Below are 12,623 nucleotides of genomic sequence, written 5' to 3'. Positions count from 1 at the left end.
AAGGCGCCGAAAAGGGGACAGACAGATGGTAAGCCGAGCCGAACGTGGCCCCGTGGCCGACTGGTTCTGGACGATAGACAGGCTCTTTCTGGCGACTTTCATCCTGTTGATGGGGGTCGGTTTCATGCTGTCTTTCGCGGCAAGCCCCCCGGTTGCCGAGAGGCTCGGCCTCGACAGTTTTCACTTCGTGAAGCGCCACGCGCTGTTCCTGTTTCCCTCGCTCTCGGTAATGATCGGCATTTCGTTCCTCTCGCCGCGACAGGTGAGGCGAGCGGCGATCATCCTGCTCGGCGCTTCGCTCGGAATGATGGTCCTCGTCCTCTTTATCGGACAGGAGGTGAAGGGTTCGATGCGCTGGATTTCCATCGCCGGCATCTCCATCCAGCCCTCCGAGTTCATGAAGCCCGCCTTCGTTGTCGTCTGCGCCTGGCTCTTTGCCGAGCACGCGAAGCAGCCGGAAATTCCCGGAAATCTTTTATCCATCCTCCTTTTCGGCATCGTAGGCGCGCTGCTCGTCGCCCAGCCGGACCTCGGCCAGACGGTGCTGACCGCAACGGTCTGGGGCGGCATGTTCTTCATGGCCGGCATGCCGTGGCTTTGGATTATCGTGCTTGCGGCTTTGGCGATGGGTGGCTTCTTCGCAGCCTACACCGTGCTGCCGCACGTCGCCGGCCGTATCGACCGGTTCCTGACCGGCGAGGGCGATACCTTCCAGGTGGATACGGCGCGCGAGGCGATCATCCGCGGCGACTGGCTCGGTCGCGGTCCGGGCGAGGGCGTGGTCAAGCGCATCATTCCCGACAGTCACACCGACTTCGTCTTTTCCGTGGCGGCTGAAGAGTTCGGCATTCTCTTCTGCATGGTCATCGTGATGATCTTTGCCTTCCTGGTGATGCGCGGTCTCAACCATGCATTCCGCGAACGCAACGACTTCAACAGGTTTGCCGTCGCCGGCCTGGTGCTGCAGATCGGCGTCCAGTCGCTGATCAATATCGGCGTCAATCTCGAACTGCTGCCGGCAAAAGGCATGACCCTGCCGCTGATTTCCTATGGTGGTTCGTCGATGGTGGCGATCTGCGTAACGGCGGGCTTCATCCTCGCTTTGACTCGGCATCGACCGGAAAAGCGCGCGGTCGAGCGCAGCCTCTTCCGCTCCGGCGTCGGGATCCCGGCGGAGTAGGACATGGATATGGGTAACAATAAAGGCATTGTTCTTCTGGCCGCCGGCGGCACCGGCGGACATCTCTTTCCTGCGGAAGCACTGGCGCATGAACTGAAGGCCGGCGGCTATTGCGTGCATCTGGTGACCGAGAGTCGTGCCGAGCGCTTTGCCGGCAAGTTTCCGGCGGACGAGGTCCATGTGGTGCCGTCGGCGACGATCGGCTCGAAAAATCCGATCAAACTGGCGCGGTCGACGTGGAAGCTCTGGACGGGGCTCAGGGCCGCGCGGCGGCTGATCGCGCGGCTGAAACCCCGTGCCGTGGTGGGCTTCGGCGGCTATCCGACGGTGCCGCCGCTGCTCGCGGCGACCCAGATGGGGGTTCCCTCGCTGATCCACGAGCAGAACGCTGTCATGGGCCGCGCCAACCGAATGCTGGCTTCGCGGGTGCAGGCGATTGCGGGCGGGTTCCTCCCCGAAGGCGCCGGAGCCTTCTCCGCAAAGACCGTGACGACGGGGAACCCGGTTCGTCCGGCCGTGCTCGAGGCGGCTGCCCACCCCTACGCCTCCGCAGGCGACGGGATGTTCCATCTTGTCGTTTTCGGCGGCAGCCAGGGAGCGCAATTCTTCTCCAAGGCGGTGCCGCAGGCGATCTGCCGCCTCGACGACGGGCAGCGCCAGCGGCTCAAGGTGACGCAGCAGGCGCGTCCGGAGGACCGCGAAGGGGTGATCGCGGCCTATGAGAAGCTCGGCATCCGGGCCGAAGTCTCCCCCTTCTTTTCGGACATGGCCGCGCGGCTCGCTTCGGCGCATCTCGTCATCTGCCGCTCCGGCGCCTCGACCGTTTCCGAACTTTCCGCCATCGGCCGGCCATCGATCCTCGTGCCCTATCCCTATGCGCTCGATCACGACCAGGCGGCGAATGCTGCGGCCCTTGCCGCCAAGGGCGGGGCGCAGGTGATCGCGCAGGCCGGACTCAGTGCCGACCGCCTCGGGACGCTTCTATCGGATGCCATGAACAATCCAGAGGGCCTGGCCGACATGGCGGCCAAGGCCCGCCAAACCGGCAAGCCGGAGGCGGCGCGCTTGCTTGCGTCCCTGGTAGAGGCTATTGCCAGCGGTTCGACAGTGGCGAAATTCAAGGAAACACGCTCATGAAAATGCCGACGACGATCGGGCTCGTACATTTCATCGGTATCGGCGGTATCGGCATGAGCGGCATTGCCGAGGTGTTGCACAATCTCGGTCATCGCGTTCAGGGTTCGGACCAGGCCGACAATGCCAATGTCCAGCGCCTGCGGCAGAAGGGTATCGAGATCTCGGTCGGCCATCGGGCCGAGAACCTCGGCGATGCCGAAGTCGTGGTCGTTTCGACTGCGATCCGTAAGGACAATCCGGAACTCATCGCCGCGCGCGAGAAGTTCTTGCCGGTCGTGCGTCGTGCCGAGATGCTGGCGGAACTGATGCGCTTCCGCAATGCGATCGCGATCGGCGGCACACATGGCAAGACGACGACGACCTCCATGGTCGCGGCGCTGCTCGATGCCGGCGGTCTCGATCCGACGGTGATCAATGGCGGCATCATCAATGCCTACGGCACCAATGCGCGCATGGGCGCGGGCGACTGGATGGTGGTCGAAGCGGATGAGTCGGACGGCACATTCCTGAAGCTTCCCGCCGACATCGCCGTCGTCACCAATATTGATCCCGAGCATCTCGACCACTACGGCAGTTTCGATGCGGTGCGCGCGGCGTTTCGGCAGTTCGTCGAGAACGTGCCGTTTTACGGCTTCGGTGTGCTCTGTCTCGATCACCCCGAGGTCCAGAGCATGGTCGGCAAGATCGAGGACCGCAAGATCGTCACTTATGGCGAGAACCCGCAGGCCGACGTGCGCTACCACAATATCCGCATGGACGGTGCGACCTCCGTTTTCGATGTCGTGATTCGCCGTCGTCGCACCGGCCAGGTGATCGAACTCAAAGACCTGCGCCTGCCCATGCCGGGCCGGCACAATGTCTCGAACGCCACGGCGGCCGTCGCCGTGGCCCAGCGGCTCGGAATGAAGCCGGAGGATATCGCCCGCGGGCTTGCCTCCTTCGGTGGCGTCAAGCGTCGCTTCACACTTGTCGGCGAATGGAACGGGGCGCGCATCTTCGACGATTACGGCCACCATCCCGTGGAGATCAAAGCCGTCCTCAAGGCGGCGCGCGAGTCTTGCGGCGGCCGCGTCATTGCCATTCACCAGCCGCACCGCTATTCGCGGCTGTCGAGCCTGTTCGAGGATTTCTCCTCCTGCTTCAACGACGCCGACACGATCCTGATCGCGCCCGTCTATGCGGCGGGCGAGGACACGATCGACGGCGTGAGTTCCGAAGCGCTCGTCAGCAGCATCAAGGCGGCCGGCCATCGCGATGCCCGCCATCTTTCCGGCCAGGAAGCGCTCGCGCCGATCGTCTCCAAGATTGCGCAGCCGGGCGACTTTGTGGTTCTCTTGGGGGCTGGCAGCATTACCTATTGGGCCGCGACCCTGCCCAGGGACCTCGCGGAATTTCAGGAAATCGAGCATGAAGCAGGTTAACGGTCAGAAACTCCTTGAGGCGCTCGGAAGTGGCGTCGATGCAATTCGCGGCCGCATCACGCCCGACGCGCCGATGGACCGTGTAACCTGGTTTCGCGCGGGCGGCCTTGCCGAACTCATGTTCCAGCCGCACGACACGGACGATCTCATCGCCTTCCTGAAGCTCGTGCCGAGAGATGTGCCGGTGATGGTGATCGGCGTCGGCTCGAACCTGCTCGTGCGTGACGGCGGCATTCCTGGCGTTGTCATCCGGCTTTCGGCAAAGGGCTTCGGCGATCTCGAAATGGTCGGCGAAAACCGTATCAAGGCCGGCGCGATCTGCCCGGACAAGAACATCGCCGCCATGGCGCTCGACCACGGCATCGGCGGCTTCTACTTCTACTACGGCATTCCCGGGTCGATCGGCGGCGCGCTGCGCATGAATGCTGGCGCCAATGGCGGCGAAACGAGCGAGCGGCTGGTCGAGGTCCATGCGGTCGACCGCCAGGGCAACAGGCATGTGCTTACCAATGCGGACATGGGATATTCCTATCGCCACTCCGACGCGGCCAAGGATCTGATCTTCACGCATGCGGTCTTCGAAGGCTATCAGGAGGACAAGGCGAAGATCCGCATCGACATGGACGCGGTACGCCAGCACCGCGAGACGGTACAGCCGATCCGGGAAAAGACCGGCGGTTCGACCTTCAAGAATCCGGAGGGGCATTCCGCCTGGAAGCTGATCGACGAAGCCGGCTGTCGGGGGCTGATGGTCGGCAACGCCCAGATGTCGCCGCTCCATTGCAACTTCATGATCAACACCGGCCAGGCGAGCGGCTACGAACTCGAATATCTCGGTGAGACCGTACGCGCCCGCGTGATGGAGCATTCCGGCGTGAAGCTCGAATGGGAGATCAAGCGCGTCGGCAATTTCATGCCGGGCCACGAGATCAAGGAATTTCTCGGCCGCGCCGTCGCCTGAGGCGGCGACCTGTTGAGATGAAAACGGCCCGCGGCGGAAACCGCTGCGGCCCATCCGCATATCCGCCGGCGCGCCGATGGATCCGGCCCCGCGCGGCATTTCCCGCCTCCGCCTTTAAAAGTCCCGATTCAGCCGTGACGGCTGTTATTGGTTGATTCTGCCCGGCGGAAGCGCAGTGGCACCACAACAAGAGTTAACCAAAGTAAACGGTTCATTAACCATAATGTCGTTGTAGTGGCCCTACGCGGCGATCTCGCGACTCAAGGGCTGAATCAGCCAGGCGCAAGCAAGCTTCGCGATAGTGGCGTATTGTTTGGGGGTTTGAATGAGCGGCAAGCACGTTGCTGTCCTGATGGGTGGATTTTCCTCGGAGCGGCCGGTGAGCCTGTCCTCCGGGGCAGCTTGCGCGGATGCTCTGGAAGCCGAGGGTTATCGCGTCACGCGCGTGGATGTCGGGCGCGATGTTGCGGCGGTACTGGCGGAACTGCGTCCTGATGTCGTCTTCAACGCGCTCCACGGCCCCTTCGGCGAGGACGGGACGATCCAGGGCATCCTGGAATATCTGGAAATTCCCTATACGCATTCCGGCGTGCTTGCCTCCGCGCTCGCCATGGACAAGGCGCAGGCAAAACATGTCGCCAAGGCTGCCGGCATACCGGTCGCCGAAGCCTTGGTGATGGATCGCCATGCTTTCGACAGCAAACATCCGATGAAGCCGCCCTATGTGGTCAAGCCGGTGTGCGAAGGCTCGAGCTTCGGCGTCGTCATCGTCAAGGAGGATCAGTCGCATCCGCCGCAGGTCATCACGTCGAGCGAGTGGCGCTACGGCGACCGGGTCATGGTCGAGCGCTATGTCGCCGGGCGCGAACTCACCTGCGGCGTGATGGGTGACATGGCTCTCGGCGTCACCGAAATCATTCCCCAGGGCCATGCCTTCTACGACTATGATTCCAAATACGTAAAAGGTGGTTCAAGACACGTCATTCCCGCTGAGATTTCACCAAATATTTACCAAAAAATACAAACACTCGCATTGAAGGCGCATGAGGCTATCGGCTGCCGCGGCGTCAGTCGTTCCGACTTCCGTTTCGATGATCGCGGCGAGGGCGAGGGCGAGGTTATCTGGCTGGAGATCAACACCCAGCCCGGCATGACCCCGACCTCTCTTGTTCCTGAAATGGCACAGCATGCGGGCCTTCGGTTTGGTGAATTTCTCAGGTGGATGGTGGAGGACGCATCGTGCTTGCGTTGAGGGGCAAAAGGGGCAAAAGGGTTCGTCACCCGCTCGGCGGTTCGGCCGAGGCGGACGGCGCTCTCGTATTGCCGCGTCCGCTGCGCAAGAGCGCACGCTTGCTCGTCGGCCTCGGGACGGGGCGCGTCCGATTTCCTGCGCATACGGGGACCTTCTCGACCGCCGTCTTCCTGCTGGCGACCGGCCTCTACGGGATGTCACTGGGCGGCCACACGCAGAACTTTGCGCAGGCCTCGACGACCGCTGCAGGCTTTGCGATCGAGGATGTGCGTGTTTCCGGCAATGAGCAGACTTCTGAGATCGATATCCTCCAGCAGCTCGGACTCGACGGGGCAACCTCGCTGGTCGCACTCGACATCGCCGAAGCGCGTCGGCTGATCGGCGAGCTGCCATGGGTGGAGAGCGTCACCGTGCGCAAGGTCTATCCCGGCACGATCGAGGTGGACCTCACCGAGCGCAAGGCCTTCGGCATCTGGCAGCACGGATCGGACCTGTCGCTCATCGAACGCAGCGGCAGCGTCATCGCGTCGTTGCGCGACAACAAGTTCGCCACGCTGCCGCTCTTTGTCGGCCGCGATGCCGAGACGGCGGCCGCCGACTTCTACGACGAATTCTCCCGTTGGCCGGAATTCCGCTCGCGCGTGAAGGCCTTCGTGCGTGTGGCGGGGCGGCGCTGGGATCTGGTCCTCAGGAACGGCATCGTCGTCAAGCTTCCCGAACGGGACGTCGCTCGGGCGATGAAGGTGCTCGCCGAAATGGAAGAAGGGCATCGGCTTCTCGAGCGCGACATTGCCGCCGTCGATCTGAGGCTCGACGATCGCACGACCGTTCAATTGACCCCGGATGCCGTGGCGCGCCGGGAGGTCGCGCTCAAGGCGAGGGAGAAGATGCTGAAGGAACTGGAGAAGCAGGAGAAGCGGATATGAATCTGTTCGGTTCCTCCAGTTTCGGCCTTCCGCGCCTGAAGCCGCTTTCGTCGAAACGGTCTCATGTCGTCTCCGTGCTCGATATCGGCTCGACCAAGATCGTCTGCATGATCGGCCGGCTGACGCCGCGCGCCGAAAGCCAGATTCTCCCCGGCCGTACCCACAACATCGAAATCATCGGCATCGGCCACCAGAAGTCGCGCGGCGTCAAGAACGGCGTGATTGCCGATCTCGATGCGGCCGAAGGTGTCGTGCGGCTTGCGGTCGATGCCGCCGAGCGCATGGCGGGCCTGACGATCGACAGCCTGATCGTCAACGTTTCGGCCGGGCGCCTGCAGAGCGACGTCTATACCGCGACGATCGATCTCGGCGGCCAGGAGGTCGATGCTAATGACTTGAGGAAGGTGCTCGCCGCCGCGGGCCAGCAATCCCAGCGCACAGACCGGGCGATCCTGCATTCGCTGCCGACCGGCTTCTCGCTCGACGGCGAACGCGGCATCCGTGATCCGCTGGCGATGTTCGGGGACGTGCTCGGCGTCGACATGCATATGCTGACGGCGGAGCGCTCAGCGCTGAAGAACCTCGAGCTCTGCGTCAATCGCGCGCATCTCTCGGTCGAGGGCATGGTCGCCACCCCCTATGCCAGCGGCCTATCGGCACTTGTCGACGACGAGGTCGAGCTTGGTTGCGCCGCGATCGACATGGGCGGCGGCACGACCACGATATCCGTCTTCGCCGAAGGCAAGCTTGTCCATGCCGATGCCGTCAGCCTCGGCGGTCATCACGTAACCACCGACCTCGCGCGCGGTCTTTCGACCCGCATCGAGGATGCGGAACGGCTCAAGGTCGTACACGGCTCGGCGCTCGCCAACAGCGCCGACGAGCGCGACATCGTCTCGGTTCCGCCGATCGGCGAGGACGAGCGGGACCAGCCGACCCATGTTCCCCGCGCGCTCGTTTCCCGCATCGTGCGCGCTCGCATCGAGGAGACGCTGGAGCTTATCCGCGACCGCATCCAGCGCTCCGGCTTCAGCCCGGTCGTCGGCAAGCGGATCGTGCTGACGGGCGGTGCCAGCCAGCTGACCGGCCTGCCGGAGGCAGCTCGGCGCATCCTGGCGCGCAATGTCCGCATCGGCCGGCCGCTCGGGGTCTCCGGTCTGCCCGCCGCGGCGAAGGGGCCGGCATTTTCCACGGCGGTCGGACTGATGATCTACCCGCAGGTCGCCGATCTCGAGACCCATGCCGGCGACGGCAGCGTGTTCTCGGCCTTTGGCGGCAACAGCCGCATTGCCCGCATGGGGCAATGGCTGAAGGAAAGCTTCTAGGTTTTGCCGGGCACCAGTGCCGGCGAGACCAGGTGTTTGAGTTTTCAAGGATTTGGCCGGCTCGGCAAGGCGGCCAGAGTAAGAGAAGGAACGGTAAAATGGCCATCAACTTGCAGAAGCCGGACATTACCGAGCTGAAGCCCCGCATCACGGTCTTCGGCGTCGGCGGCGGCGGCGGCAACGCCGTCAACAACATGATAACCGCAGGCCTCCAGGGCGTCGATTTCGTCGTCGCCAACACGGATGCGCAGGCGCTCACCATGACCAAGGCGGAACGGATCATCCAGATGGGTGTCGCCGTCACCGAAGGTCTTGGCGCCGGCTCGCAGCCGGAGGTGGGCCGGGCAGCCGCCGAGGAGTGCATCGATGAAATCATCGATCATCTGAACGGCACTCATATGTGCTTCGTCACCGCCGGCATGGGCGGCGGCACCGGCACGGGCGCGGCCCCGATCGTCGCGCAAGCCGCTCGCAACAAGGGCATTCTCACCGTCGGCGTCGTTACCAAGCCCTTCCAGTTCGAAGGCGGTCGCCGCATGCGCATCGCCGACCAGGGCATCGCCGACCTGCAGAAGTCGGTCGACACGCTGATCGTCATCCCGAACCAGAACCTCTTCCGGATCGCCAATGACAAGACGACCTTCGCGGACGCCTTTGCCATGGCCGACCAGGTGCTCTATTCGGGCGTCGCCTGCATCACCGACCTGATGGTCAAGGAAGGCCTCATCAATCTCGACTTCGCCGACGTCCGCTCGGTGATGCGCGAGATGGGCCGGGCCATGATGGGCACGGGCGAAGCCTCCGGCGAGGGCCGCGCCATGGCCGCTGCCGAAGCCGCGATCGCCAACCCGCTCCTCGACGAGACCTCGATGAAGGGCGCGCAAGGACTGCTCATTTCCATCACCGGCGGCCGCGACCTCACCCTCTTCGAGGTCGACGAAGCCGCGACGCGCATCCGCGAGGAAGTGGACCCGGACGCCAACATCATCCTCGGCGCGACCTTCGACGAAGAGCTCGAGGGCCTGATCCGCGTCTCGGTCGTCGCAACCGGCATCGATCGCGCGATCGCGGAAGGTTCCGGCCGTTCGGCCGACTTTCGCCCGGTAGCGCCGAAGCCGATCGTTCGCCCGTCCGCTGCGGTTCCGGCCCAGCCGCAACCGGCCATGCAACAGCAGCCGGCGCCCCAGCCGCAGCAGCCGGTCCAGCAGGCGCCGCAGCCGGTCGACCACGTCGCTGTGGCGATCCGTGAGGCCGAGATGGAACGCGAACTGGATATCGCCACCCGCGCCCAGGTCTTGAGCCCGGCCCAGCCAGCCCAGGACGAGGCCTTTCGTCCGCAGAGCAAGCTCTTTGCCGGAGTTGCACCGGTGGAAGCCGCTCCCGTAGCGCCCCAGGCCCAGCCGGTACAGCGGCCCGCCGAAACGCCGCTGCAGGCTCAGCCGCAACCGCAACCGCTTCGCCAGGAGCCGGCCCCGGTCGTGCGGCAGCATGCCGAGGCGGTCCGCATGCCGAAGGTCGAGGACTTTCCGCCGGTCGTGAAGGCCGAGATGGAGCGCCGCGCACAGCCGGCGGCCCCGTCGCTGCAGGAAGAGCGTGGTCCGATGGGCCTCCTCAACCGGATCACGAGCTCGCTCGGACTGCGCGAAAGGGACACCCAGAGCGTCTCTTCCGACATGACCGCACCTGCGCCCAGCGCCGCGTCGCAGCAGCGTCGCCCCCTTTCGCCGGAGGCGAGCCTATACGCGCCGCGTCGCGGCCAACTCGACGACCAGGGCCGCGTCACGCCGCAGATGCGGACGCATGACGACGATCAGCTCGAAATTCCGGCCTTCCTGCGCCGCCAGTCGAGCTGATCCGCGGTCGTTCCTTCCCTTGCCGGTGCCCGGGCTCACGCCCGGGCATTTTCCATTATTGATTAATCTTTCAATGGGTTGCCTGTTCTGTTGTGTGCGTTTGAATTGCGTAACAAAACGAAACGAACAGTGATTTGGAATGGTGCCTCCGAACTCTTATTTTCACGATCGGAATGGGGGCGCATGCGATTCGATTGGACGCTGTTGGTTCGAAAGGGAATTCGAGCCGCAGTATCGAGATCTCGGCCGTTGGTGTCGAACGTCGCTCGCCCGTTAGCAGATTGGCCTTCGGCCGTTGATTGAAAGTGACGACGAGAATGGGAATTGAATTGCTCGGGTTTCAGACGACGATTGCAAACCCGGTGACCCTCAAGGGAATTGGCGTTCACTCGGGCTCGGAGGTGGAGATCACTTTCCATCCGGCCGAGGCCGAGGCCGGCATCGTGTTCCAGCGGGTGCTCGCGGACGGGCGGATCAGCGAATTCAGGGCCGTGTCGTCGCAGGTGGGCAATACGGATCTTTGCACGGTTCTCGGCTTCTCGCCGGCGACCTCCATCGCGACCATCGAACACGTCATGGCGGCGATCTACGCGCTCGGCCTCGACAACCTGTTGATCGAGGTGCATGGCGCGGAAATGCCGATCATGGACGGCAGTTCGGAGCCTTTCATCGAAGCCATCGAGCAGGCTGGCATCCGCGCGCTTGCCGTGAAGCGCCGCTATATCCGCGTGCTGAAGCCGGTGCGCGTCGAATCCGGCGCCTCCTGGTCGGAGTTCACGCCGTATGACGGCATGCGCTTCGAGGTCGAGATCGACTTCGATTGTCCGCTGATCGGCCGCCAGTCCTGGAAGGGCGATCTGACTCCCGCGGTCTTCAAGCGGGAAATGTCGCGGGCGCGCACCTTCGGTTTCATGCGCGACGTCGAGCGGCTGTGGGCGGGCGGTTTCGCGCTCGGCTCGTCCCTCGAGAACTCGGTGGTGATTTCGGACGACAACACGGTCATCAATGTTGAGGGGCTGCGCTATGCCGACGAGTTCGTGCGCCACAAGACGCTCGACGCCGTCGGCGATCTTTCGCTCGCAGGCGCGCCGTTTCTCGGCTGCTACCGTTCCTATCGCGGCGGCCACAGGATGAACGCCAATGCGCTGAAGGCCTTGCTTAGCGATCCGAGCGCCTACGAGGTGGTGGAAACTGCGACACAGCGCCAGCGCACGCGCTTGCGCGACATGGTCGCGGTTGCGGCCACCGGCCATTCGCCCTGGTCGGCATAGCAACCAAGTTCATCGTTTCTCCAGTCGCCGGCCCTCAGGGGCCGGCATTTTCTTTCAGACGAATTCGGCAGTCATTCGGCTTCAGCGCCGACCTCTGCGTCTGAAATGACGCATTCCTCAGATCCGCAGCTGGTTCCACACAATCGGTCGATATCGATGCAGGTCGGTATCAGTGCCACAAATTTGCATGAATTGCCGATCATGACGTTGCGGTCTTGAGGCAACTTGCTCTAAAACGCGCAAGTCTGGAGCCGACCGCGACCGCATGATTCCTGAGATCGAAAGAATCATGCAGTAACTTGAAGTGCTACAGCATCTTTGCGCCTCTATTTAGATGCGCGGCGTTGTAGGTGAAACGGGAATATCCGATGGTTCTTGCAGTTTCTGTTGAGATGAGAAAAGCGGCGCGCGTTGCCACGATCGTCCTTGCGATCTTTGCCGGCAGCAGCCTGATCACTGCCTGCCAGAACGATCCCGACATCGATATCACCAAGCTTGCCGCCGAGACGGATCCGCCGGAAGTGCTCTATAATCAGGGTCTCGCCAATCTCAACGCCGGCAAGACCACCGAAGCGGCGCGCAAGTTCGAGGCGATCGACCGCCAGCATCCCTTCTCCGAATACGCCCGCAAGGCGCTGGTGATGAATGCCTTCGTCGCCTACCGCAATGGTCAGTATCAGGAGGCGATCAACTCCAGCAGTCGCTATCTGAATCTTTATCCGCAGTCGGAAGACGCGGCCTATGCGCAATATATCCAGGGCCTCGCCTATACAAAGCAGATTCCGGCGGTGACGCAGGACCAGAAGCCGGCGATGAAAGCGATCGACGCGATGCAGGCGGTCGTGGATAAATATCCCGAGTCCGAATATGTCGACGATGCGCAGGCAAAGATCCGTTTTGCCCGCGATCAGTTGGCCGGCAAGGAGATGCAGGTCGGCCGCTACTATCTCGAGCGCAAGGAATATCTTGCCGCCATTTCGCGCTTCCGCGTCGTCGTCGAGCAATATTCCAATACCAACCAGGTCGAGGAAGCGCTGGCACGTCTCGTCGAGGCCTATTACGCCATGGGCGTGACGGCGGAGGCCCAGACGGCGGCGGCGGTTCTCGGTCACAACTACCCGGACAGCAAGTGGTACGCCGATTCCTATAAGCTGCTGCAGTCGGGCGGTCTCGAACCGCGCGAAAGCGGCACGTCCTGGATCGCGCGCGCCGGCAAGAAGCTCATCGGCGCCTGATTGCCTCGCCTTTTGTTTTCACGCAATTCCGAACGCAAAACCGCGACGCAGTTTTGCTGGAA

The 12,623-nt window shown here is 63.2% G+C and carries 10 protein-coding genes; all 10 read left to right on the top strand.

The window, feature by feature from the left end; genetic code table 11:
* Window positions 1-25 precede the first annotated feature (25 nt).
* The 10 genes from ftsW to EKH55_RS10515 all read left to right on the top strand — a co-directional run bounded on the left by ftsW (window position 26) and on the right by EKH55_RS10515 (window position 12,561).
* Window positions 26-1,180, top strand: a complete 1,155-nt coding sequence (gene ftsW, locus EKH55_RS10560; protein ID WP_151611473.1) for a putative lipid II flippase FtsW — start codon at window positions 26-28, stop codon at window positions 1,178-1,180.
* Between the two features lie 9 nt (window positions 1,181-1,189).
* Complete coding sequence (gene murG / locus EKH55_RS10555; RefSeq protein ID WP_151611472.1) at window positions 1,190-2,317, top strand: undecaprenyldiphospho-muramoylpentapeptide beta-N-acetylglucosaminyltransferase; 1,128 nt, start codon at window positions 1,190-1,192, stop codon at window positions 2,315-2,317.
* The gene (gene murC / locus EKH55_RS10550) at window positions 2,314-3,738 is read left to right on the top strand and encodes a UDP-N-acetylmuramate--L-alanine ligase (RefSeq protein WP_069461525.1); all 1,425 of its coding nucleotides are present in this window, start codon (window positions 2,314-2,316) and stop codon (window positions 3,736-3,738) included. The genes murG and murC overlap by 4 nt, the downstream gene beginning before the upstream one ends.
* Entirely contained in the window at window positions 3,725-4,699 is a 975-nt protein-coding gene (gene murB / locus EKH55_RS10545) for a UDP-N-acetylmuramate dehydrogenase (RefSeq protein ID WP_151611471.1), read from the top strand. Before murC ends, murB begins: the two co-directional genes overlap by 14 nt.
* A 325-nt stretch (window positions 4,700-5,024) precedes the next feature.
* A complete protein-coding gene (locus EKH55_RS10540) occupies window positions 5,025-5,951 on the top strand; it encodes a D-alanine--D-alanine ligase (RefSeq protein ID WP_069461527.1) in 927 nt (308 codons plus the stop codon).
* On the top strand, window positions 5,939-6,877 hold the full coding sequence (ftsQ, locus tag EKH55_RS10535) for a cell division protein FtsQ (protein ID WP_151611470.1): 939 nt from the start codon (window positions 5,939-5,941) through the stop codon (window positions 6,875-6,877). Before EKH55_RS10540 ends, ftsQ begins: the two co-directional genes overlap by 13 nt.
* On the top strand, window positions 6,874-8,202 hold the full coding sequence (ftsA, locus tag EKH55_RS10530) for a cell division protein FtsA (protein WP_069461529.1): 1,329 nt from the start codon (window positions 6,874-6,876) through the stop codon (window positions 8,200-8,202). The genes ftsQ and ftsA overlap by 4 nt, the downstream gene beginning before the upstream one ends.
* A 98-nt stretch (window positions 8,203-8,300) precedes the next feature.
* A complete protein-coding gene (ftsZ, locus tag EKH55_RS10525) occupies window positions 8,301-10,055 on the top strand; it encodes a cell division protein FtsZ (RefSeq protein ID WP_069461530.1) in 1,755 nt (584 codons plus the stop codon).
* A gap of 317 nt (window positions 10,056-10,372) precedes the next feature.
* Window positions 10,373-11,326 carry a UDP-3-O-acyl-N-acetylglucosamine deacetylase gene (gene lpxC / locus EKH55_RS10520; protein WP_151611469.1) on the top strand — a complete coding sequence of 318 codons (954 nt, stop codon included), beginning with the start codon at window positions 10,373-10,375 and terminating at the stop codon, window positions 11,324-11,326.
* 368 nt (window positions 11,327-11,694) lie between these two features.
* Window positions 11,695-12,561 carry an outer membrane protein assembly factor BamD gene (locus EKH55_RS10515; protein WP_069461532.1) on the top strand — a complete coding sequence of 289 codons (867 nt, stop codon included), beginning with the start codon at window positions 11,695-11,697 and terminating at the stop codon, window positions 12,559-12,561.
* The last annotated feature ends 62 nt before the right edge of the window (window positions 12,562-12,623 follow it).

Source organism: Sinorhizobium alkalisoli (assembly GCF_008932245.1).
GTDB classification, from domain to species: domain Bacteria; phylum Pseudomonadota; class Alphaproteobacteria; order Rhizobiales; family Rhizobiaceae; genus Sinorhizobium; species Sinorhizobium alkalisoli.
The sequence above is the reverse complement of the archived record's forward strand: the minus strand, read 5'-3'. Positions and strand labels throughout refer to the sequence as shown.